At 28.0% G+C, this 23,094-nt stretch carries 28 protein-coding genes; all 28 read right to left on the bottom strand.

The features are described 5' to 3' along the window. Positions 1 to 11 precede the first annotated feature (11 nt). Positions 12 to 791: a phosphatidate cytidylyltransferase gene (locus JL105_RS05245; protein ID WP_132027294.1), complete on the bottom strand. Its 780-nt coding sequence runs from the start codon at positions 789 to 791 to the stop codon at positions 12 to 14. Further along, entirely contained in the window at positions 792 to 1,535 is a 744-nt protein-coding gene (locus JL105_RS05250; protein ID WP_170169632.1) for an isoprenyl transferase, read from the bottom strand. A gap of 50 nt (positions 1,536 to 1,585) precedes the next feature. Beyond that, a complete protein-coding gene (frr, locus tag JL105_RS05255; protein ID WP_132027290.1) occupies positions 1,586 to 2,143 on the bottom strand; it encodes a ribosome recycling factor in 558 nt (185 codons plus the stop codon). 2 nt (positions 2,144 to 2,145) lie between these two features. Further along, on the bottom strand, positions 2,146 to 2,862 hold the full coding sequence (pyrH, locus tag JL105_RS05260) for a UMP kinase (protein ID WP_132027289.1): 717 nt from the start codon (positions 2,860 to 2,862) through the stop codon (positions 2,146 to 2,148). Positions 2,863 to 2,947: 85 nt separating this feature from the next. Next, positions 2,948 to 3,595, bottom strand: a complete 648-nt coding sequence (gene tsf / locus JL105_RS05265; RefSeq protein WP_132027287.1) for a translation elongation factor Ts — start codon at positions 3,593 to 3,595, stop codon at positions 2,948 to 2,950. Between the two features lie 74 nt (positions 3,596 to 3,669). Beyond that, positions 3,670 to 4,377, bottom strand: coding sequence for a 30S ribosomal protein S2 (rpsB, locus tag JL105_RS05270; protein WP_132027285.1), 708 nt, complete (start codon positions 4,375 to 4,377; stop codon positions 3,670 to 3,672). A gap of 144 nt (positions 4,378 to 4,521) precedes the next feature. Continuing rightward, positions 4,522 to 4,986, bottom strand: coding sequence for a DUF6115 domain-containing protein (locus JL105_RS05275; protein ID WP_132027283.1), 465 nt, complete (start codon positions 4,984 to 4,986; stop codon positions 4,522 to 4,524). A gap of 13 nt (positions 4,987 to 4,999) precedes the next feature. Continuing rightward, positions 5,000 to 5,320: a hypothetical protein gene (locus JL105_RS05280; RefSeq protein ID WP_132027281.1), complete on the bottom strand. Its 321-nt coding sequence runs from the start codon at positions 5,318 to 5,320 to the stop codon at positions 5,000 to 5,002. Between the two features lie 10 nt (positions 5,321 to 5,330). Continuing rightward, positions 5,331 to 6,719: a DUF342 domain-containing protein gene (locus tag JL105_RS05285; protein WP_132027279.1), complete on the bottom strand. Its 1,389-nt coding sequence runs from the start codon at positions 6,717 to 6,719 to the stop codon at positions 5,331 to 5,333. A 13-nt stretch (positions 6,720 to 6,732) separates the two neighbouring features. After that, a complete protein-coding gene (locus tag JL105_RS05290) occupies positions 6,733 to 7,482 on the bottom strand; it encodes a sigma-70 family RNA polymerase sigma factor (RefSeq protein ID WP_132027277.1) in 750 nt (249 codons plus the stop codon). A 22-nt stretch (positions 7,483 to 7,504) separates the two neighbouring features. Then, positions 7,505 to 7,987 carry a chemotaxis protein CheD gene (locus JL105_RS05295; protein WP_132027275.1) on the bottom strand — a complete coding sequence of 161 codons (483 nt, stop codon included), beginning with the start codon at positions 7,985 to 7,987 and terminating at the stop codon, positions 7,505 to 7,507. A gap of 1 nt (position 7,988) precedes the next feature. Beyond that, positions 7,989 to 8,597, bottom strand: a complete 609-nt coding sequence (locus JL105_RS05300) for a chemotaxis protein CheC (protein WP_132027273.1) — start codon at positions 8,595 to 8,597, stop codon at positions 7,989 to 7,991. A 12-nt stretch (positions 8,598 to 8,609) separates the two neighbouring features. Continuing rightward, entirely contained in the window at positions 8,610 to 9,041 is a 432-nt protein-coding gene (locus JL105_RS05305) for a chemotaxis protein CheW (protein WP_132027271.1), read from the bottom strand. A 13-nt stretch (positions 9,042 to 9,054) separates the two neighbouring features. After that, entirely contained in the window at positions 9,055 to 11,418 is a 2,364-nt protein-coding gene (locus JL105_RS05310; protein ID WP_132027269.1) for a chemotaxis protein CheA, read from the bottom strand. Between the two features lie 3 nt (positions 11,419 to 11,421). Continuing rightward, a complete protein-coding gene (locus JL105_RS05315; protein ID WP_202690628.1) occupies positions 11,422 to 12,468 on the bottom strand; it encodes a protein-glutamate methylesterase/protein-glutamine glutaminase in 1,047 nt (348 codons plus the stop codon). Further along, complete coding sequence (locus JL105_RS05320; protein WP_132027267.1) at positions 12,469 to 13,134, bottom strand: flagellar brake protein; 666 nt, start codon at positions 13,132 to 13,134, stop codon at positions 12,469 to 12,471. Beyond that, positions 13,135 to 14,025: a MinD/ParA family protein gene (locus JL105_RS05325; protein WP_132027265.1), complete on the bottom strand. Its 891-nt coding sequence runs from the start codon at positions 14,023 to 14,025 to the stop codon at positions 13,135 to 13,137. Further along, complete coding sequence (locus JL105_RS05330) at positions 14,022 to 15,101, bottom strand: flagellar biosynthesis protein FlhF (RefSeq protein WP_132027263.1); 1,080 nt, start codon at positions 15,099 to 15,101, stop codon at positions 14,022 to 14,024. Before JL105_RS05330 ends, JL105_RS05325 begins: the two co-directional genes overlap by 4 nt. Beyond that, positions 15,098 to 17,125 (bottom strand): flagellar biosynthesis protein FlhA, encoded by a 2,028-nt coding sequence (gene flhA / locus JL105_RS05335; RefSeq protein ID WP_132027261.1) that lies wholly within the window; start codon positions 17,123 to 17,125, stop codon positions 15,098 to 15,100. The genes JL105_RS05330 and flhA overlap by 4 nt, the downstream gene beginning before the upstream one ends. Positions 17,126 to 17,136: 11 nt before the next feature. Then, complete coding sequence (flhB, locus tag JL105_RS05340; protein ID WP_202690629.1) at positions 17,137 to 18,225, bottom strand: flagellar biosynthesis protein FlhB; 1,089 nt, start codon at positions 18,223 to 18,225, stop codon at positions 17,137 to 17,139. 13 nt (positions 18,226 to 18,238) lie between these two features. Next, entirely contained in the window at positions 18,239 to 19,006 is a 768-nt protein-coding gene (fliR, locus tag JL105_RS05345; RefSeq protein ID WP_237722315.1) for a flagellar biosynthetic protein FliR, read from the bottom strand. 15 nt (positions 19,007 to 19,021) lie between these two features. After that, a complete protein-coding gene (gene fliQ, locus JL105_RS05350; RefSeq protein ID WP_132027259.1) occupies positions 19,022 to 19,291 on the bottom strand; it encodes a flagellar biosynthesis protein FliQ in 270 nt (89 codons plus the stop codon). 10 nt (positions 19,292 to 19,301) lie between these two features. Next, a complete protein-coding gene (fliP, locus tag JL105_RS05355; RefSeq protein WP_132027257.1) occupies positions 19,302 to 20,060 on the bottom strand; it encodes a flagellar type III secretion system pore protein FliP in 759 nt (252 codons plus the stop codon). Further along, complete coding sequence (locus JL105_RS05360) at positions 20,044 to 20,547, bottom strand: flagellar biosynthetic protein FliO (RefSeq protein WP_132027255.1); 504 nt, start codon at positions 20,545 to 20,547, stop codon at positions 20,044 to 20,046. The genes fliP and JL105_RS05360 overlap by 17 nt, the downstream gene beginning before the upstream one ends. Before the next feature lies 1 nt (position 20,548). Further along, positions 20,549 to 20,911, bottom strand: coding sequence for a response regulator (locus tag JL105_RS05365; protein WP_132027253.1), 363 nt, complete (start codon positions 20,909 to 20,911; stop codon positions 20,549 to 20,551). A gap of 32 nt (positions 20,912 to 20,943) precedes the next feature. After that, a complete protein-coding gene (gene fliY / locus JL105_RS05370) occupies positions 20,944 to 22,092 on the bottom strand; it encodes a flagellar motor switch phosphatase FliY (RefSeq protein WP_132027251.1) in 1,149 nt (382 codons plus the stop codon). Continuing rightward, complete coding sequence (gene fliM / locus JL105_RS05375; RefSeq protein WP_337907530.1) at positions 22,085 to 22,939, bottom strand: flagellar motor switch protein FliM; 855 nt, start codon at positions 22,937 to 22,939, stop codon at positions 22,085 to 22,087. The genes fliY and fliM overlap by 8 nt, the downstream gene beginning before the upstream one ends. Further along, complete coding sequence (locus JL105_RS11425; protein WP_237722316.1) at positions 22,921 to 23,076, bottom strand: hypothetical protein; 156 nt, start codon at positions 23,074 to 23,076, stop codon at positions 22,921 to 22,923. The genes fliM and JL105_RS11425 overlap by 19 nt, the downstream gene beginning before the upstream one ends. Positions 23,077 to 23,094: the final 18 nt, after the last annotated feature.

Below are 23,094 nucleotides of genomic sequence, written 5' to 3' on the forward strand. Positions count from 1 at the left end.
ACCGCCTATTTTTATAATATAAAATAATTTATATAATAATAAACCAAAGGAGCTGTAAACAATATACTATCAAATCTATCTAGCACTCCACCATGACCTGGTATTATAAAACCAAAATCTTTTACATTGGAAAACCTCTTGATTTTAGAAGCAGTTAAATCACCTAACTGAGCTACAATGCTGCCTATTATAGATAAAATTATATACTTCCAAATTAAGTTTATACCTAATATTTTAATATATAAATAAGTCAACAATACTGATCCCAATATTCCGCCTATAGAACCTTCAAGTGTTTTATTTGGGCTTAGTTTAGGACATAATTTTTTCTTGCCAAATAAACTTCCAACTATATATGCAAAAGTATCTGTTCCCCATGCTATAATAAATACGAACCATATATAAATATCTCCTTCTAAATATAAAATATGTTGAAATAAATAAGGTATGTAAACTATTCCAAAAAGAGTTATACTTATATCATACAATGTAGCATCTTCATTTAACACAAGAAATATTGATGAAATAATTAAAATAAAATATAGTATAAACAATAAAGAAAACTTTTCAACTCCTAACCAAGAAAATAAAAAAAACAAACAGCCCATATATCCAATAAATTTTATTGGGTGAACACTATTACACTCTACAGCATCATAAAACTCTTTTAAACCTATTATAGACAACAGGAATATAAAAAATACCATAATAGTTCCGCCTTTTATAGCTACAAAAACTGTTAGTAGAACTAATATTATACCTGTTATAGTTCTTATAAACAATTCTTTCACTTAAATTCCCCCAAACCTTCTATCTCTTTTTTGATAGTCTATAATTGCTTTATAAAAATGTTCTTCTTTAAAGTCTGGCCAATATATGTCTGAAAACCAAAATTCAGTATATGCTATTTGATATAACATAAAATTACTCAATCTTAACTCACCACTTGGCCTTATTAATAAATCTGGATCAGGTATTCCATTTGTATATAAATAATTAGAAAAATTCTTTGTATTTATATCTTTCTCATTTATTTTACCCATTTTTACATCTTCTAAAATGTTTTTTACAGCACGAACAATTTCGTCTCTTCCCCCATAGTTTAAACCTATATTTAAAACCATTTTGTTATTGTTTTTAGTTTTTTCTATTGCTCTTTCAACTTCTTTTCTAGGAGTCTCTGGTAATTTACTTATATCTCCCATAGTTTGAATTCTTATATTGTTTTTACAAATTTTATTTAATTCACTTCTTATGTATTGAACCAATAGTTTCATAAGACCTTCAATTTCTTCCTTAGGTCTTTTCCAATTTTCAGTTGAAAAAGCATATAAAGATAAGTATTTTATATTCAATTTTTCAGCAACTTCTACTATTTCAATTACTCGCTTCATACCTTCTTGATGCCCAGCTGTTCTAGGTAAAAATCTTTCTTTTGCCCATCTTCCATTTCCATCCATTATAATTGCTACATGACTAGGAATGTTATTAATATCTATCTTGCTTTTTAACTCAATCGACTCTTTTTTATTCATAATAAGTACCTCCATCATTAAAAACCCCTTCAAAATTAAGAAGGGGAAAATTAAAATTCTAATAACTCTTCTTCTTTTTTGCTAGTCAATTCATCTACTTCTTCTATAAATTTATCTGTTATTTTTTGAATTTCTTCTTCAGCCATTTTTCTTTCATCTTCACTTATTTCTTTATCTTTTTCCATTTTCTTAATTTTATCATTAGCTTCTCTTCTAGTATTTCTTATAGCAATTTTAGCATCTTCAGAGGCTTTTCGAACAAGCTTGACCAGTTCTTTTCTTCTTTCTTCAGTAAGCATAGGTATTGGTAATCTAATTATCTTCCCATCATTTGATGGATTTAATCCTAAATCTGATTTCAATATCTCTTTTTCTATAACCGGTATTAAATTTACATCCCAAGGTTGAATAACTAGCAGTCTAGGTTCTGGAGCAGTAATACTAGCTACTTGTTTTAATGGTGTACTAGTTCCATAATAATCAATGGTAATCTTATCAAGTAAAGCTGGATTAGCTCTTCCTGCTCTAATACCTTGAAGCTCTTCTTTGTACACAACTACCGTTTTTTTCATCTTTTCCTCTGCTTCCTTATGAACATCTAAATACATAATTAATCCTCCTTTACATGAGTACCTATTTTTTTACCCAATACTACGTCAACAATATTTTTAGGTTCATCAATGCCAAAAACTATTAACGGTATTTTATTATCCATACATAAAGACGTTGCAGTAGAATCCATAATTCCAAGCCCCATATTTAAAATATCAATATAACTAAGAGTATCAAATTTTTTAGCAGATGAATTTATATATGGATCAGAGTCATAAACTCCATCCACTCCTTTCTTAGCTAATAAAATAACTTCAGCTTCTACTTCAGCAGCCCTTAAAGCAGCTGCAGTATCTGTTGAAAAATAAGGATTTCCAGAACCAGCTGCAAAAATAACAACTCTTCCTTTTTCTAAATGGCGTATAGCTCTTCTCCTTATGTATGGTTCAGCAATTTGTCTCATTTCAATAGCTGTTTGAACTCTAGTTATCACTCCAATATTCTCTAAAGCATCTTGTAAAGCTAAAGCATTTATAACAGTACCCAACATACCCATATAATCAGAAGTTGCCCTATCCATAGACTCTACATTTCTACCTCTCCAAAAATTACCGCCACCTACTACTATCCCCACTTCTACCCCTAAATCATGTACATTTTTTATTTCATTTGAAATCCTATTGATAATACTTATATCTATACCATATCCCTTATCTCCTGCTAGAGCTTCGCCACTTAATTTTAAAATAATCCTTTTAAATATTGGTTCCTCCATATGTATCCTCCCTCATATATTTATGGCTATTCCATTATCTTATTTAAATGGAGAACAACCAGTGTTCTCCATTTAATCAATTTAATCACACGTTCATCTGCTTTGCTACTTCTTCAGCAAAATTTTCTTCCTTTTTTTGCAAACCTTCTCCTAACTCATATCTTACAAAACGCCTAATTTGTATATTTTCGCCTATTTTAGCTATTTTTTCATTTAATAGATCTTGAACTTTTATATCTGGATCCTTAATAAAAGGCTGCTCTAATAAACAAATTTGTTCAAAAAACTTTTCTAATCTTCCTTCAACAATTTTTTCTACTATATGTTCTGGTTTCCCTTCATTTATTGCTTGCTGTGTAAGAATTTCTCTTTCTTTCTCCACTTCTTCTTCAGGCACATCTTCTCTACTTACGTATTTAGGATTAGAAGCTGCTACTTGCATAGCCATATCTCTAACAAACTGCTTAAATTCATCTGTTTTTGCAACAAAATCTGTTTCCGAATTAACTTCTATTAAAACTCCAATTCTTCCACCATGAATATATGCATCAATTAAACCTTCCGCAGTAATTCTGCCAGCCTTTTTGGCAGCTTTGGATAAACCTTTTTCTCTAAGCAAATTAACGGCTTTTTCAATATCTCCATCTGTCTCTACTAAAGCTTTTTTACAATCTAACATTCCAGCACCAGTTCTTTCCTTTAATTCTTTAACTTGTGTAGCACTAATACTCATTCAATCCCTCCTCTTATTGTTAAAAATGGTAAGAGCTAAAAAGGAGCATATCCCTTTGACCCTTACCTTTTTTATTATTCTTCCACGTCCTCTATTTGCTCACCTTGTTTCCCTTCTAAAATAGCATTAGCCATTGTTTCCGTTAATAACTTAACAGCTCTAATTGCATCATCATTTCCAGGAATTACATAATCAATTTCATCAGGATCACAATTAGTATCAACTATAGCTACTACAGGTATACCTAATATTCTTGCTTCATTAACTGCTATTTTTTCTTTTCTAGGGTCTACTACATATAAAGCATCTGGAAGTCTATCCATATTTTTAATGCCTGATAAGAATTTTTCTAATCTATCTCTTTCATGACGGAGCTGTATTACTTCCTTTTTAGGTAAAACATCAAATATTCCATCTTCTTCCATCTTTTCTAACTCATGAAGTCTATCAATCCTTTTTCGAATAGTTCTATAATTAGTTAACATACCCCCAAGCCATCTTTGATTTACATAATACATTCCACATCTTTTAGCCTCAGTTTCAATTGCTTCTTGAGCTTGTTTCTTTGTTCCTACAAATAAGACTTCTCCACCATTAGCAGCTACATTCTTTAAAAATTCATAAGCCTCTTCTACTTTTTTTACTGTTTTTTGTAAATCTATAATATAGATTCCATTTCTCTCAGTAAAAATATATTCCGCCATTTTAGGATTCCATCTTCTAGTTTGATGCCCAAAATGAACTCCTGCTTCTAAAAGTGATTTCATTGTAACAACTGACATACTTAAATTCACCTCCAAGTTTTATTCCTCCATTCTTATCATCTATTTAAGGGACCTATAAGGGCACTACCTTAAATATTAAAGAATGTGTGTAATTACTCTAGTAGTATACCATAAGCATAACTTTTTATCAATATAGAATTATTATTTAATTTTATATAATTTTTCTTGTAATTTTATTATAATTTCCACTTCTCTAATACCCATATTTAGTTTTTTAGCAATTTCTTCAAAAGAATAGCCTTTATTTTTTAATTCCAATATGTTTTTATCAAATTCACTAATAGATTTTTTTGTTTTTAATTTACTATCTATTATAATAGGATTTTCTACTCTTTTACTATTTAATCTATTGAAAGATTCATTTCGATCTAAATTATTAGATGAAACTTTCTTTTCATAATATTCTAATTTATCTAAACTGCTGTCAATTAATTGTTCAAAGTCACTTACAGTACTCTCAATAGCAACATAATAATCTCTTATATTATTGTAAATATAAATTAACTCATCATATATATCCTTTTCTTTCTTCGAAAAAAAATATATATACATTATAGAAAAAACAATGCATATTAGTCCAATACATGTTATCAGCATCTCTAACATAGTTCACCTCAAATTATATTCTTATATCAATAGTTTTACCAATATTTTTTTCTTCTTTTTTATCTTTATTTTCCTTTTTTTTAATATTATCTTGTTCTTTTTTTGCATAATATTTATTGTTGTTATCTTGTCTTTCTTTATTTGGGTCCACAACAAGATCTTCTGTTTTGTTTGTATCTCGTACTTTTTTAATATTATGTGCTATTTGTTTTTGATTTTGAATGATTCCATGTTCCATTTGTATTTTGATTTTATCATATTCTATTTGCTTAATTCTAGATACTTCTTGTACTTTAGGAACTAAACTGGTATAATCAACAGGTCTAATGGGCATGTAATCCCTCCTAATAAGGACCTACTTTTATTTCGCCTTCATCTTTATAAAAAATACATTTATGCATTTCATCTCGTACATAAAAAATACTATTCCCAATGATTATCTTCACTCCAGGATATATAGTGTCAGCAACTTTTACTCTACCTTTATCTAAGTCTTGCACACTAACTTTTATATTTTCATATTCATTCTTTAATATATTTAATTCTTCTAATAAACTATTTTTAGTTTTCAATAATTTTATGTATATTTGTACTTTATCATCATCTAAACGACTAACTTTTTTTAGATTATCTAATAGAGACAATGACTTCATAACTTTATTCAAATTTTCTTCTGCAATATCTATCCTTTTTTGAAGTTCTTTAATTTTATTTTTAACATCAGGATCAATACCTACCTCTAAAACTGTAACAGTAGCCATAGAAGATCCTATAATATTAGCTCTAATCTCTTTCCTTGCTCTACATATGCCTCCTACTATTAATCCTCTTTTCCCTAAAACTGTTACGTTTCCTTTACTACTAACTTCACTATGCATGATAGCTTCTGCTGTAACATTCCCTCCTACATTTAAAACAGCATTTTCTACAAACTTAGTAGTAACACTTCCTTTTGTATTTATAGTAAGTCTGTTATATCCCTGTATACCTTGTTTAACTATTACATCTCCCGTATTTTCAATATATCCTCCTTCTACTATTCCCTTAACCTCTACATCTCCACTAGCTTTAATTCGAAAACCGTTTAATACATTTCCTCTTACCATTACACTACCGTTAAAATCTATATTTCCAACTTTATTATCCACATTGTCTACTTCAAATATTTCTGATACTATAACCCTTCCATCTTTTAATTCAACTAATCCATCTTTTTCTGATATCAAATATTTTCCATCTTCTGAAAGTTTTACATTTTTTCCATATCTAAATTTAGGCATTTTACCTTTCCTACAATGGATAGGTTCACCAGTTACTTTATATCCATCTTTTCCTTCTTTAGGTGGAATAATTTCTGCCAAAATATCTCCTTTTTTTACATTATTTACAATTCCTAATTCTCTATAATCGACAGTACCATCTTCAAGTAATTTGGGAACTAATTTTTTCTCAATATCAAAATAATATTTTATATACCCATCTTTTCCATCAATAGGTTCTATACCTTCTGCAATACAAATTTTTTCATCACAATATTGGCTTGATAATAACCATGATAATTCATCTTCTTTTAATCCTACTTTAATAATTTCTTTAATATTAGCTATTGTTTGTTCAATATCCTTGTCGTCCCATTTTGGAATATTATCATTTTTATCTTTAACTAATGTAATATAAGCTTTCATTCCATCTCTAGAAATTTCAAGCATTACATTTGGAGAAATTTTATGCATACAATACCTCCCATCAACTTTCTATAAATCCTTCTTTTATTAATTGATTCTTAAGTCTTAATATAGCTTTACTATGTATTTGCGAAATTCTCGACTCAGATAGATCCAAAACGTACCCTATCTCTCTATAAGTCAATTCATCAAAATAGTATAAGGATATTACCATCTTTTCTTTTTCTGGTAATCTATCTATTATATCAGCTAATATTTTCTTTAACTCTTTTTCCTCATATACTACCTCTGGAGTTTTTATTCTTTCTTTATTATCTATATTATTATATTCTTCTTTATTAATTAATATATTTTCTAATGAAACTACATTAAAAACATTTGTATCTGCTAATATATCTTCTACTTCTTTTAATGAAATATTTAAATATTCAGCTAATTCGTGATTTGATGGTGTTCGTCCCAATTTATTTTCTAATTTGAACATACTACTTTGTATTTCCTTTGATTTTTTCCTTAAAGATCTAGGCACCCAATCTAATTTCCTTATATTGTCAATAATTGTTCCTTTAATTCTAATTTGAGCATAAGTTTCAAATTTAATATTTTTACTAATATCATAACGTTCAATACTATCGATTAATCCTATCACTCCAAAACCTATTAAATCATCATATTCTACTTTACTACCGTAATAATTATACATTCGACCTGCTATTATTTTTACTAAATAAATATATTCTTCAATTAATTTTTGTTTTATTTCTCTATCTTTAGTCTTTGAATATTCCTGCCATAGTTTATCTCTATTCACTTAAACTACCTCCCTAGGGGAATTATATTATCTTTACACCATGTCCAATTGTTTTTACTAGTAGAGAACCATCTTCTGCATTTAATTCAATAGTTCTACCATAATTCCCGCCAGTATCTTCAGAGATAATTTTTATATTTAACTCTGACAATTTCCTTTTAGTAGCCTGTACATTCCTTTCTCCAATTTTCAATATACTATTGTCCTTGTTGAAAGAAAACATTTGTGCTCCACCTGCAATCTTTGCAATCAAAAAATCTTTTTTAGCACCTTCTATGATCATTTTTTCTATTAATAAATCAATACCTGTATCAGCAAATTTAGCCTTATTTTCGTTATTTTGAATCTCTTTACTGGAAGGCAACATAATGTGAGCTAAGCCAGCAACTTTATTATGTTTATCATATAATGCTATGCCTACGCAAGAACCTAAACCAAGAGTTGTTAATATACCTGGAGCTTTAATTACGTTTAAATCTGCCATTCCAACTTTAATAACTTTCATATTATAATACTCCCAAACTTGATAATATTTTTTTAAAGGAATTCATATCTGGTAATAAAAAAAGATTACCTTTTACAGTATTGTCTCCTTCTTTAAATACAGTTTCAATAAATAACACTTGATCAGCGATATAACCAAATTGAATAGCTGGTACACTCAAAATAGCTCCTGCCATATCTATTGCTAATGATGGTACTGATACAGTTATTTTTAATCCTGTTAATGCACTTAAAGAATTTACATAAGATGAGGCTAGTATATTTCCCACTTCTGACAAAGCCGATATTGCCATGTCATCTAATTTTTCCACAGTGTCCTCTCTATTTAATAACATATTACTAAGATTTATAGCAGATTCTATATCTAACATAAACATAATATTCCCTCTGATTTCTTCATCAAGGTCTAAATAAATTCCAACTACTAAATTTTCTTCTCCACCTAATAAAGTAGCCACTTCATTAAATTCTAATATTTTTACTTGAGGCACATTCATATCTACACGTTTAGATAACATATTAGCTAAAGCTGTAACTGCATTTCCGGAACCAATATTACCTATTTCACCTAATATATCTATCATCATATCATTTAAGTTATTCACGTCCATAATCAACGCTCCCTAATATTCTAATATTTTCTTTAAGTTTAAAAGTATAATTAATCTATCAGAGATTTTCCCTATACCGCTTACATATTCCATAAACTGATTGTTTTCATCATAAGGAGGCTTATCTATATTATCCTTAGGAATTTCCAGTACTTCTGATGATGAATCAACAATTAACCCTACTACAATATCATCTAAAGTAACAATAACTACCCTTGAATTTTCGTCTATTTCACGTTTCTCCATGCCTAGTTTTTCCCTTAAATTTATAATGGGAATTACTTCTCCTCTTAGATTAGTTACACCAGTAACGTAATCTGGTGCATTAGGAACTCTAGTAGTGGTACTCATTTTTTCTATAGAAAGAACATTATATATAGGTATTCCATAGCATTCATCATCTAGCCTTGATATAACATATTTGTTTTCTATTTCAGAAGACATAATTAACCCCCCTTTATATCAATGAATTTGTATCTAGTATTAATGATATACTTCCATTTCCTAATATAGTAGCACCTGATATATATTTTATATTTGATAAATATTTACCCATAGGCTTTATAACTATTTCTTGTTGTCCAATTAAACTATCTACTAATAATCCTGCTTGTTTTTCTCCCTTATGCACAACTACCGCTATATATTCATCCACATCCTCATTAAAATTAATATTTAAAATTCGATTTAATCTTACCACCGGTATAGTTTTACCTCTATATAACATTATTTCTTGACCTTGTATGTTTCTAATATCCTCTTTATTTATATCAGTTATTTCAGTTATAGAACTTAATGGTATAGCATATATTTCATCATTTAATTTTACCAATAATGCTTGTATAATTGCTAATGTTAAAGGAATTCTAATTATAAATTTAGTCCCAACATTTATTTTTGTTTCTATCTCAACAGAACCATTTATAGATTCTATCTTACTTTTAACTACATCTAAACCTACACCTCTTCCGGATATATCTGATACTTTCTCAGAAGTACTAAATCCAGGAGTAAATAATAAAGCTAAAATTTCTTCTTCACTTAACATTTCTCCTTCTTGTTCAGTAATAATCCCTTTTTGTATAGCCTTATCTTTAATTTTATTCGAATCTATCCCTCTGCCATCATCAATAACTTCAATTACTACATTATTACCATCAGGATATGCTTTAAGTATAACAGTTCCTTCTTTTGGTTTTCCTAATTTTATCCTCTCTTCTGGCATTTCAATTCCATGATCAATAGAATTTCTAATTATATGTATTAAAGGATCTCCTATTTCATCAATTACTGTCCTATCTACCTCTGTTTCTTCCCCCAACATTTGAAGCTTTATTTCCTTATTTAGCTCTTTAGATAAATCTCTTACCATTCTTGGAAATCTATTAAATACTCTTTCTACAGGCACCATCCTAACTTTCATTACTGCATCATGAAGACTTGTAGTTATTCTCTCTAAATATTCAATAGCTTCTATCATATTTTCTTTATTAGAAGATTCGCTTAAATCATCCATCCTGGTTTTTATTATTATCAACTCAGACACAAGATTCATTAAATTATCCAATCGATCAATATCTACCCTAACAGTTTTTCCAATTCTTTTTTCTCTTTTTATTATATTTGACTTTTTATCCTTAGAATTAGAAGTTGAAGTTGAACTTTTTCGTTCAGTATCCTTTTTAGTAATTTTGCTTTCCTTTTCCCTATTTCTATCAGCATGTTCCATTAAAACTATACTTACATTATCCACTTCAGCTATACCTTCTAAAGCTTTCTTTATCTCATCTTTATTTGCTTTTGTTATAAAAATAACCTCAAAACTTAAATCAAATTTTTCGTCTTCAATATCCTCCACTGGAGGATTTGAATATATTATATCTCCCATAGGCTCTAATGTATTAAATACTATAAATGCTCTTGCTGATTTTAACATACACTGTGGATTTAAATTTATAGTAATTTTATAAGAGTTAAGACCTTTCTCTTTCGCTTCTTCTATTATATTTAAAGTATATTCATCTAATTGTTTTAATTGTTTATCTTCTTTTTGCTTAGATAGATATTCATAATCAATTTCAACTATATTTACATCATCAATTTCTGAAATATTTTCTATTTCTTTTTGTATTTTTTCTTTGTCAACATTAGATATTAATACAACTGTAAAACTTAAATCAAATTTTTCATCTTCAATATCCTCCACTGGAGGATTTGAATATATTATATCTCCTATAGACTCTAATGTATTAAATACTATAAATGCTCTTGCTGATTTTAACATACACTGTGGATTTAAATTTATAGTAATTTTATAAGAGTTAAGACCTTTCTCTTTCGCTTCTTTTATAGCTTTTATTGTGTATTGATTTAAATATGCTTCATTTTGAATATTGGACTTATCACTTTTATTTATAGATTCTTTATTTTTATCTTTATTTATTATGGCTTGCAATCTATTTATTAAATCATCATAACTTTCTTCATCTTCTTCTCCATTTTCTGCTATAAAATTAACAGAATAATCTAATGCATCAAAGCACTCAAATATAAGATCAATTATATTTTCATTTAATTCTATGGTATTATTTCTTATTTCTTGGAACACATTCTCCATCTCATGAGTTAAATTTGAAATATTTGTAAATCCCATAGTTCCTGCCATACCCTTTAATGTATGGGCAACTCTAAATATCTCATCAATTAAAGCTTTATTATTAATATCTTTTTCTAATTCTAACAATGATTCATTCATAAGTTGTAGATGTTCTTTAGTTTCCTCTACAAATATATCTATATATTGATTAAAATCTAAATCCATTATTTACACCCCCACTATACTCATAATTTCATGAGCAATATTGTTTAAAGGAACTATTTTGTCAACATGTTTAGTTTTAATTGCAGACTTAGGCATACCAAATACTACAGAAGTTGTTTCGTCTTGCGCTATGGTATATCCGTTAGCGTTTTTTATTTTAACAATACCTTTTGCACCATCTGAACCCATACCAGTCATAATAACTCCAATCTTTTTATATCCTTCTATTTCTGCTACTGACTCCATTAATAAATCTGCAGCTGGTCGTAAACCCTTTATTGGTGGTTCCTTGCTCAATCTTATGATATTTTGATTTCCTTTAGGCACAACTCTCATATGATAATCGCCTGGTGCAATATAACAATAACCTCGCTTTAATGTTTCTCCTTCTTCTCCTTCTTTGACAACAACATGAGATAAAGAATTTAACCTATCTGCCAAGGATTTAGTAAAATTTGCAGGCATATGTTGTACTACTAATATGGTCCCATTTATATTTTTAGGAAATAATGGAATTACATCCTGTAATGCACGAGGTCCCCCTGTTGAAGTAGCTATAGCAATAATATAATCATATTCTACATTTTTATTTAACACTAAATCTTCTTGTCCTGTAATTTTAGGTTTAAATTTTATGCTATAATCTTTCTTTACTTTAGAAACAGCAGCCGCTTTTATCTTATCTGTTATTTCATATTTTATAAATTCACTGCTCATTTCAAATATGTTTTTAGGCTTTGTAATAAAATCTATAGCACCAATTTCTAATGCCTTTAAAGTATGATATGCCCCGTCTTCAGTAAGACTACTAATCATTACTACAGGAATACTGTATTTATCTACTATATGTTTTAATGTAGTAATTCCATCCATTATAGGCATTTCAATATCTAATGTGATTACATCAGGTTTTAATATAGGAATTTTTTCTAATGCTTCTTTTCCATTTCTAGCTTCTCCCACTACTATAATATCATCATCTTCTTTCAGAGCATCCCTTAAAATCCTACGCATAAAAAGAGAATCATCTACTATCATTAATTTTATCAATTAAATCAGCCCTTTTTCTATTAAAATTCGCTCTTGCTTGAAAATAAATTTAATTATAATATCTCTATCTTTTTCGGTAATATCAATAAAATCAATTCCTAAACTATATTTATATTCAAACGTATCTATTTCTTCTATTCGTACTATCTTACTCTTAATATTCATAAATTGATCTTCTATTTTAAATTTACATTTAATTATATCACCAACACGATGCTTAAAATTTGAATATAATCTAAGTCCACTTCCACTAATATCCTTAGTTTTACATTCCTCAGTTATTATCTCTTTTTCTGTATTTTTTTTAATAATAAACTCCTTTATAACTGGAATGGAAATATTAAATCTATAATATCTCCTCATCTGATATTTCCTTATATCAGATATTTTTTTAACTTCTAGAATATATATTTTTTTATATTTCCTATCTGTAACCAATACATCAAAAGCATATCTACCTTTATCTTTAACTACATAGCTTAATGTAATCTTTTCACCTTCATGTATTGGTATGATTCTATTCTTCCAAATTGGACCACTTATTAAAAAACTACATTCATTTTTTAAATCTAATATTTGACTTGGAAAAGATTTTTCTCTTTTAGAAATCATTTTAAGTATTTCAATTCTGCTACCAATACTTAAATAATCTTTCCTTCCACTCATTTATCTATCTCTCCCAAACAATAAAGCTTTTAATCTTTGAACAAATCCTAAATTTTCCTTTTTTTCATTATATTTAACTGGATTTATAAGCTTCAATGCCATAACATTAATTTTTTTTGATATATTTGATGAAGGATTAAGTATCAAAAAAGGCTGTTGAATTTTTACTGCTTTATTTACTAATACATCTCTTTGTAAATATCCTAAATAATTTAAATTTACATTCAAAAAATTTTGTGATACTTTACTAAGTTTATTAAATATATTTTCAGCTTCTCTTCTATTTTCAACAATATTTATAACTATATTTATTTTACCTTTATATCCATTAGTTGTCAAAGCTTTTATCATAGTATATGCATCCATTAAGGATGTCGGATCCGAAGTGGTTATTAATATAGTTTCATCTGAAATCATCACAAAATCAAGTACAATATTAGAAATGCCAGCACCAGTATCTATAATTATATAATCCATTTCACGTTCTAAATTTTCCATTTCTTCAAGTAATTTATTAATATTTTTATCATCCATCATGGATAATTGATGAATTCCTGAACCACCAGATATAAGCTTAATGCCTTCTGGTCCTTCTTCAATTATATCGTATATGTTTTTATCACTTTTTATTAAATCTTCTATAGTGTATTTCATATTTATCCCTGTCAATATTTCTATGTTTGCTAAACCAATATCTGCATCTAATATCAATACCTTGTATCCTAAACGTTTAAGAGAAATAGCTAAATTTACTGAAAAACTAGTTTTCCCAACTCCTCCCTTTCCACTTGTAATTGCCAATACTTGAGCTCTGTCTTGTGATAATTTTATATTATTTTTATTAGGTTTGTTTTTCATTATATTCCTTAATTTTTCAGCCTGATCTTTCATAATATATTCTCCCCAATAAGACATTTAACTGCTTTATCTCTATCAAATATCTCTATATCATCAGGTACATTTTGCCCTGTAGTTATATATGATACTGGTTTTTTCGTCAAATACTTAGCATTTAATACATTTCCATAATTATCTGCTTCATCAATTTTAGTAAATATAATGCTGTAATCTTCAATAAAATCATAATGACTAATTATTGATTTTAATGTATTGTAACTGGTAGTTCCACTAACTACTAAGTATATCTCTTTATTTTTAACAGACTTCATAATATTAACAATCTCATCCTTTTCATCTATTTGTTTGTGATTTTTACCAGCAGTATCCACTAATATAATATCCTTTTCTCTAAAATTAGCTAAAGCTTGAAACATATCTTTTTCATCATATACAACTTTTAATGGTAATTTTAGTATATCACTATAAGTTTTTAATTGATCAACTGCTGCAATTCTATAGGTATCTGAAGTAATTAGACCAATATTATATTGATTATTAATTACTAATTGTGCTGCCATCTTCGCCAATGTTGTTGTTTTACCAACACCTGTAGGTCCTATAAAAAATACTACTTTTTGCTCTCCTTTATTTAAGCATAAAGGTTTTGCATCTCCAATATATTCTAATAAAGTATACTTAACAATCTCTTCTATTCTTTCTTCATCTTGGTCTTTTAAATTTATTTGTTCTTCAATTGTTTTCAAAATTGCTGTTGCAATATAATAATTTACTCCATTTTCAATCAATTTTTTTTGATAAATTTCTAATTTCTTTGGAATTTCAGTTTTTTTCTCTACTATACTGGATGATATTCCTTCTACCATGTTTTTTAAATTTTCCAATTCTTGATTAATTTTATTTAAATTATTATTAGAAACATTTAATTTAAACGCATCTTTTTCTTCATAAACTGCAGTAATTTCAACTTTTGGCTTTTTGAAAAACCCAATCAATCCTTTTTCTCTAACAGTTCTAGTATTTAATATTACAGCATCTGAACCAAGTTCTTTTTTCATCTTCAACATAGCATCATAAGTTGATACACCATAAAACTTTTTTATTTTCATTGTAAGCTCACCATCCCAACGGATTGAATTTCTACTGACGGTTCTATTTCATTATATGATAATACTATTAGATCTCTAGTAACTTGTTCAGTTAAACGCTTAAAATAAAACCTCACGATAGGTGCAGTTAATATAATAGGTTGCTCTCCTATGTTAGTTAGCTTTTGAGCAGCTTTTAATGTATTATTCAATATCCTTTGGGCAGTATTTGGCTCTAGCGATAAATAAGATCCTGTTTCAGTTCTATTAATTGAATTCATTATTAACTCTTCTATCTCGCTATCTAATGTTATTACTTTCAATTGATTATTTTCTACATACTTATTAGTTATATACCCTGATAAACGTTGCCTAACATACTCAGTCAGTAAATCTGTATCCTTAGTTATACTTGCATAATCTGCTAAAGTTTCTAATATAGTAACCATGTCTCTTATGCTAATCTGTTCCCTCAATAAATTAGATAATACCTTTTGCACCTCTCCTATAGTTAATAATTTAGGAACAACTTCTTCCACAACAGCAGGATATTCTTCCTTTACATTATCTATTAGTAACTTTACATCTTGCCTTCCAATTAATTCATGAGCTCTCTCCTTTATTACCTCTGTTAAATGAGTAGCAATTACAGATGGAGGATCCACTACTGTATACCCAAATATTTCAGCTTTTTCCCTCTCTTTTTCAGTGATCCACTTAGCTGGTAAACCAAAGGCAGGTTCTATAGTATCTATTCCTTCAATTTCACCTTCTCCAGTACCTGGATCTAAAGCTAAATAATGATCAAATAATACTTCCCCTCGGGCCACTTCTACTCCCTTTATTTTGATAACATATTCGTTAGGATTTAATTGTATATTATCCCTTAGCCGAACTATTGGTACAATTAATCCTAATTCCATTGCAATCTGCCGTCTTATCATAACAATTCGATCTAACAAATCACCACCTTGATTAACATCCGCTAAAGGTATAAGACCATATCCAAATTCTAATTCAATATCATCTACTTTTAATAATTCGAATACATTTTCAGGTTTTCTTAATTCTTCCGCCTCAGATATCTCTTCAGTTGTTTCAATTATTTCTTCTTCAATGCCTTTACCCATGGTGTATCCTAAAAAAGCAAATAATAATCCTAAAACTATATATGTGCCTGTTGGTAAAGGTGTAAATATTCCCAAAAATATTAGTAACCCAGCTATTATATACAACAATTTAGGATTATTACCTAACAATTGTTCTATTAAATCCCTTCCTAAATTAGCCTCTGAAGCTGCTCTAGTAACTACTAACCCTGTAGCTGTAGAAATTAAAAGTGCTGGTATTTGACTAACCAATCCATCTCCAACTGTTAATAGTGTATATTTTTGAATAGCTTCATTAAAATCCATTCCACTCATAACACCCATTACTAGTCCACCTACTATATTTATAATGGTAATTATTATACCAGCAATAGCATCTCCTTTAACAAACTTAGTGGCACCATCCATAGCACCATAAAAATCCGCATATCTTTGTATATCTTTTCTCCTTTTTAGTGCTTCTTCTTCTGTTATCAATCCAGAATTTAAATCTGCATCAATAGCCATTTGTTTTCCAGGCATAGCATCCAATGTAAATCTTGCCGATACTTCAGCTACTCTTTCAGCTCCTTTTGTTATTACAACAAATTGTACAATCATTATTATAATAAATATTATAAATCCAACTATTATATTATCTTGAATTACAAACTGACCAAAAGTTTCAACAACCTTACCTGCATCTCCATCTATTAAAATTCCTCTAGTAGTTGATATATTAAGAGAAAGTCTAAACAAAGTTGCAATTAATAATAAAGATGGAAAAATAGATATTTCCAATACATCCTTTGAATACATAGAAATTAAAAGAATGAGTAATGAAAAAGCTATATTTAAACTTAATAATATACTCAATAAAACTTTAGGAATAGGTATAATAATTATTATAACTATTGCAATAACCCCTAATGCTACAATTATATCACCAAACTTCATTGTTTTTCCCCCTAATAATTATCTTTTAAACTATATACATAAGCTAAAACTTCAGCAACTGCTTCATACAATTCTTCAGGAATAATATCTCCTATTTCCACTAAATCATATAATGCCTTTGCTAAAGGTTTGTTTTCAACTACTGGTATAGAATGTTCTTTTCCAACTTTTTTAATATTTTCTGCAATTAAATTTACACCTTTAGCTAATACATATGGTGCATGATACAGTTCATTGTCATATTTAATAGCAACTGCAATATGTGTAGGATTAGTTATTATAACATCTGCTTTTGGAACATCTTGAATCATTCTTGACATTGCAATTCTACGTTGTTTTTCTCTTATTCTCGATTTAATTAATGGATCTCCTTCTGTTTGCTTATATTCTTCTTTTAGCTCTTGTTTTGTCATCATAAGATTTTTTTCATATTCTCTCCACTGAAATAAATAGTCCAAAAATGCAAGAAAAATTAATATCCCAATAATTTTAATTCCAAAACTAAAAGAAATATCTGCAAAATTTTTTAATATAACTGTTGTTTCTAAATTTGGCAATGAAATAATACGTGTCATACTTTTTGTTATAAAAGAGTATGCAATATATCCAGCTAGAATTATTTTCAAAATAGATTTTATTAATTCCATTAATGCCTTTTTAGAAAATAATCTTTTAAAACCTTCAATAGGATTTATTCTATTGAAATCTATCTTTAATGGTTTAGTAGTAAATAAAAATCCTACTTGTAAATAATTAATAGTCAAAGCAGCTACAAATGCTATAGCTAAAACAGGTATAGCCAATCCTAGAAAAGCAAGTATTATATTAATAAATTCAGGCATCAAATTATTTTCCAAAAATAATTGATCTATATTTTCAATAGATTCATAAATTTTAGTCATATATTTTGTAATATTGCTTAAAGCATATTCTCCATATATTTTCAAAAACACGAATGTAACAAGAAGTATAAATGCAGCTGTCACTTCTCTACTTTGTAATACTTGTCCTTCTTCCCTTGCTTCTCTTCTTTTCTTAGGTGTTGCTTTTTCAGTTTTTTCTGCATCAGCAAAAAATTGTAAATTTATTTTAAAAATCATAATCATCATCTTTCTAGAAGCTTTTTAAAAAATTGTAAATTGTTTCTACAGTCTGATTAAATACCCCAGTAGCCATAGAATAAAATATAGGCATTGATACGCTAATAATTAAAAGACCAATTAATATCTTTAGTGGCATACCAACTACAAATACATTCATCTGAGGTATAGTTCTTGACAATATACCTAAAAATAAATCTGTTAAAAGTATTATAATTACTACAGGTGCACTTAATTTAAAACCAGTTGCAAAGGATTTTGCTAAAACATCTACAAGTAAAAACGTTGACTTTTCTTTAATGACAAATTTGCCAATAGGTATAAATTTATAACTATCTATAAGGGCATTTATTATTATATGATGACCATTAATTGATAATAAAAGTAAAAATGCTAAAATATAATAAAAATTTCCCATTAAAGGTACCTGTACTCTGTGCTGAGGATCCATTACATTTATCATTCCAAATCCTATTTTCATATCTACAATTTGCCCCATTACATAAAATGTTGAAAAAAAAGCATAACTAATAAAACCAATAACAAAACCAACCATTAGTTCTTTTATTATAATAGAAACAAAAGTTATATCTGTATAATCCACTTTAATGTCTAATGTTAAAGTTATTAAAGCTGATAATATAATTGAAAAACCAATTTTCATTACATTAGGAACATTTTGAGAACTAAAAAAGGGTGATATTAAAAAAATACCAGATGTTCTAACTAGTACTAATAAAAATAATTCATATTTATTAAATAACAAATTAAAAGTATTCATAATATCAAACACCTATCATTGTATGTAAAAGTTAATATTATTTAGCAAATCTATTGTAAATTGAGTAACTACCTTTAAAATCCAAGGACCAAATATTATTAAGGATAATAAAACTGCAACAATTTTAGGCACAAAAGCCAATGTTGCCTCCTGAATTTGAGTAACTGCTTGTATAATACTAACAATCAACCCTACAACTAAACTAAATATTAACATTGGGGCTGATACTGCTAAAGTGGTTTTTATGGCTTCTTGAGCTAATTTTAAAACATCACCATGATTCATTTCATCACCTCTATTTAAATCCTAAAACTAAAGACTTAACTATTAAATTCCACCCATCTACTAAAATAAATAATAAAATTTTAAAAGGCAACGATATTATAACAGGCGGTAACATCATCATACCCATTGACATTAAAGTACTTGATACAACCATATCTATAACTAAAAAAGGAATATATACTACAAATCCAATTTGGAATGCAGTCTTTAATTCACTAATAATAAATGCTGGAATTAAAACATGATTAGGTATTTCATTTAAACTATTTACTTCTTCCATATTTTTTATATTTAAAAATAGCCCTAGATCCTTATCTCTAGTTTGTCTAAACATAAATTCACGAATAGGCTCCATTGTTTTCTCGATAGCTACATCTTGATTAATTTCCTCTTTTAAAAATGGTTGAATAGCTTCATTGTTTATATGAGAAGCTACAGGAGCCATTACAAAAAAAGTTAAAAATAAAGCCAAACCTATAATCACCTGATTAGGTGGCGTCTGTTGAAGACCTAGTGCATTTCTGATTAATGATAGTACAATTATAATACGAGTAAAACTAGTCATCATAATCAAAATAGAAGGTGCTAAAGTAAGTATAGTAAGTGCAATTAATATCTTAATTGAAAATACATAATCCTGTGGTTCATTGCTATCTTCTATTTTGATACTTTTACCCAATAAAGGTATTTCTGGTTGAGCATAAACAATTCCATTAGTTAAAATCATCAATAGAATTACTATAAAAAAAATCTTAATACTTTTTTTCATTATCGTCGTCTTCCTTACTAATTAAATTATTAATCTTATTTTTTAAAGTACTAAAAATATTTTTATCACAAACACAACGCTGTTTATATTCTTCCAATTGTTCATCAAAATTTAAATCCATCTTGGTTTTAAAATCTTCTTTTAGAAACTTATCTATCATTTCAATATTGTTGTTGTTGATAGCAAATACATATATTTTATTATTTATTTCTATCATTGCTATTTTTGTATTAATATCTATGTTTAGTATATCTATAATCTTCATGTATTTGCTATTTATAAATTTTTTTGAATTCTTTGCAATAAATCTAGTTACATAAATAGCTATTACTATAACTAATATAAATATTCCTGTATAAGAAAATAATTTAAATATTGCTTTTCCTAGCTCATAACCTGCATTTACAGCATATACTTTATTACACATCAACAGTATTATAATCAATATTGATGTGAGTATTAATTTTACGCATTTTTTATTGCTCATTTTATCCTAAAACCTTTTTTACAGCCTCTATAACTCGATCCGCTTGAAATGGCTTTACTATAAAATCCTTGGCTCCTGCTTGTATTGCCTCAATAACCATAGCTTGTTGTCCCATTGCAGAACACATTACTATCTTTGCATTTTCATCTATTTTTTTTATTTCTTTTACAGCTTGAATTCCATCCATCTCTGGCATTGTAATATCCATGATTACCAATTCTGGTTTCAATTCTTTATATTTTTCAACAGCTTTTACTCCATTTTCTGCTTCTCCTACCACTTCAAATCCATTTTTAGTGAGAATATCCTTTATCATCATCCTCATAAAAGAAGCATCATCTACTATTAATATTCCTTTTGACATATTGATTCCTCCTTTTAAATTTAAATTATTTATTATTTACCATAAGAATTATCTATATCAGTTATTCTAATACCAAAATTATCATCAATTACTACTACCTCACCTTTAGCAATATATTTTCCATTTGCATAGATATCTAAAGGTTCCCCAACTAACTTATCCAATTCTACTACAGTACCAGGACCATATTCTAAAATTTCACCAATTTTTTTAACCGTTCTTCCTAGTTCAACAGTAATTTCTACAGGTATATCGCTAACCAAATCGATAGGTTTATTATAACTAACTTCTTGAGAGTTGTCAAAAGTTTCAAATTGAGGCTTTTTAATAACTACAGGATCTTTTTCAATTTTTCCTAATTGTTTATCTTCTACAGTTCTATTATCTTTTATTTCTTCATTTTCTTCAAAACTATCACTCAATATATTACTTTCATCTTTATCAAAATAATTACTTGAATCTGGTGTTTCTATTTCTTTATCTTCGTCAGGTTTACCTATTAAGTTTGCAACCATTTCCTTGCCAAATTCTAAAGGTATTAATTGCATAATTTCACTATCTATCAAATCTTCAACTATCATTTTAAAAGATACTTTAATAATTGGGTCTGGACCTTTTAATACATCTAATGTTTTCTTTCCTTCTTCAAATGTTATTTCATAGGATTTTGGTGGCTCAATATCAATTTTTTTCATAAAAATTTCTGACAATGAAGTACAAGCTGAACCCATCATTTGATTCATTACTTCTGATATGGCACTTAAATCCAACTCTGTTAATTCTCTACTTGTATCAATTTCATCATTTCCTAACATTATATCAGTTATTATTTTTACATCATCTAGTTTTATAATTAATACATTAGAGCCTTCAAATCCTTCTTTGTATTTTACATCTACTGCAACAAATGGAATAGGATACTCATCTGACAACTCTTTTACAGTAGCTATAGTAACCGTTGGAGTAGTTATCATTACTTTTTTATTCAACAAAGTAGATAAGGTAGTTGCAGCAGTTCCCATACTAATATTACCTATTTCACCTATCGTATCCTTTTCTATATCTGTTATTACATCATTCTCTATATCATATTTATCGTCATTTTCGCTATTCTCACTAATATCCTCTGTTCCCTTTAATAAAGAATCTATTTCCTCTTGAGAAAGAGTATCTTTAGTCATATTCATCACCATCCTTTACAACCTCTGTTATTTTTACTGCCATTCTATTTCTAGATGTACCAATAGTACCTAAAAATTTAACTTGAGAACCAATTCTTACTCTTATTTCTTCATCTGTTCTACTATTAAGCTTTATTACATCTCCCTTTTGCAAATCTAAAATATCTTTTACTTTTACAGTTGTAGAACCAAGTTCAGTCTTTATTGGAACCCTTGTATCTAATATTCTTTTTTTTATAGCTAAAATCTCTTTTTCTGATAAATCTTTCTCTTTTGTTGAAAACCAATATCTAGTACTTAATTTATCAAGTACTGGCTCTATAACTAAATGAGGTATACATATATTTAACATTCCTTCAGTTGAACCTACTTCAACATTCATTGTTATAAGAGCAATAGTTTCATTAGGAGGCACTATTTGAGCAAATTGTGGATTAACTTCAATCTTATTTAACTTAGGCTTTAATTGAATTATATTGCTCCAAGCTTCTTGAATTAGAGGCATTACTTTACCCATCATATTATCCAGTAATGATAATTCTATCTCTGTAAAAGCTCTAATCTCTTGTTTTTCAGTACCATCTCCACCTAAAAGTCTATCTAATATAGCATATACTACATTTGTAGATATATCCATAAGTATTTGACCATTTAACGGTTCAAAATCTATAATGCTTAAAAATGCTGGATTGGGAATCGCATTACTAAATTCACTATAAGCAAATTGATCTACAGTCAAAATAGATATTTTAACTGGTGTTCTTAAGTATCCAGATAAAAAAGTTTGAAATAATCTTCCAAAATTTTCATGAATTATCTCTAATGTTCTTAGTTGATCTTTAGCAATTTTTGTGGATTTCTAAAATCATATTTTTTTACTTTAGCTGAATTTTCTACTTCTTTAATCTCTTGAACATCCACATCTCCAGAACTTAAAGCTTGGAGTAATGCGTCAATTTCTTTTTGTGATAATACTTCAGACAATTGCCTCCACCTCTCCTC

Source organism: Keratinibaculum paraultunense, from assembly GCF_016767175.1.
Lineage (GTDB): Bacteria > Bacillota > Clostridia > Tissierellales > Tepidimicrobiaceae > Keratinibaculum > Keratinibaculum paraultunense.

Coding starts and splice junctions, on each gene's coding strand:
- fliR (WP_237722315.1), bottom strand. CDS start 19,006: ATGAATACTTTTAATTTGTTATTTAATAAATATGAATTATTTTTATTA.
- JL105_RS05300 (WP_132027273.1), bottom strand. CDS start 8,597: ATGGACGTGAATAACTTAAATGATATGATGATAGATATATTAGGTGAA.
- flhB (WP_202690629.1), bottom strand. CDS start 18,225: ATGATTTTTAAAATAAATTTACAATTTTTTGCTGATGCAGAAAAAACT.
- JL105_RS05285 (WP_132027279.1), bottom strand. CDS start 6,719: ATGCATAAAATTTCTCCAAATGTAATGCTTGAAATTTCTAGAGATGGA.
- JL105_RS05365 (WP_132027253.1), bottom strand. CDS start 20,911: ATGTCAAAAGGAATATTAATAGTAGATGATGCTTCTTTTATGAGGATG.
- JL105_RS05250 (WP_170169632.1), bottom strand. CDS start 1,535: ATGAATAAAAAAGAGTCGATTGAGTTAAAAAGCAAGATAGATATTAAT.
- JL105_RS05325 (WP_132027265.1), bottom strand. CDS start 14,025: ATGAAAGATCAGGCTGAAAAATTAAGGAATATAATGAAAAACAAACCT.
- fliQ (WP_132027259.1), bottom strand. CDS start 19,291: ATGAATCATGGTGATGTTTTAAAATTAGCTCAAGAAGCCATAAAAACC.
- fliP (WP_132027257.1), bottom strand. CDS start 20,060: ATGAAAAAAAGTATTAAGATTTTTTTTATAGTAATTCTATTGATGATT.
- JL105_RS05310 (WP_132027269.1), bottom strand. CDS start 11,418: ATGGATTTAGATTTTAATCAATATATAGATATATTTGTAGAGGAAACT.
- JL105_RS05305 (WP_132027271.1), bottom strand. CDS start 9,041: ATGTCTTCTGAAATAGAAAACAAATATGTTATATCAAGGCTAGATGAT.
- rpsB (WP_132027285.1), bottom strand. CDS start 4,377: ATGTCAGTTGTTACAATGAAATCACTTTTAGAAGCAGGAGTTCATTTT.
- JL105_RS05360 (WP_132027255.1), bottom strand. CDS start 20,547: ATGAGCAATAAAAAATGCGTAAAATTAATACTCACATCAATATTGATT.
- flhA (WP_132027261.1), bottom strand. CDS start 17,125: ATGAAGTTTGGTGATATAATTGTAGCATTAGGGGTTATTGCAATAGTT.
- JL105_RS05330 (WP_132027263.1), bottom strand. CDS start 15,101: ATGAAAATAAAAAAGTTTTATGGTGTATCAACTTATGATGCTATGTTG.
- tsf (WP_132027287.1), bottom strand. CDS start 3,595: ATGAGTATTAGTGCTACACAAGTTAAAGAATTAAAGGAAAGAACTGGT.
- pyrH (WP_132027289.1), bottom strand. CDS start 2,862: ATGGAGGAACCAATATTTAAAAGGATTATTTTAAAATTAAGTGGCGAA.
- JL105_RS05295 (WP_132027275.1), bottom strand. CDS start 7,987: ATGAAAGTTATTAAAGTTGGAATGGCAGATTTAAACGTAATTAAAGCT.
- fliY (WP_132027251.1), bottom strand. CDS start 22,092: ATGACTAAAGATACTCTTTCTCAAGAGGAAATAGATTCTTTATTAAAG.
- frr (WP_132027290.1), bottom strand. CDS start 2,143: ATGTATTTAGATGTTCATAAGGAAGCAGAGGAAAAGATGAAAAAAACG.
- JL105_RS05275 (WP_132027283.1), bottom strand. CDS start 4,986: ATGTTAGAGATGCTGATAACATGTATTGGACTAATATGCATTGTTTTT.
- JL105_RS05280 (WP_132027281.1), bottom strand. CDS start 5,320: ATGCCCATTAGACCTGTTGATTATACCAGTTTAGTTCCTAAAGTACAA.
- JL105_RS05320 (WP_132027267.1), bottom strand. CDS start 13,134: ATGAGTGGAAGGAAAGATTATTTAAGTATTGGTAGCAGAATTGAAATA.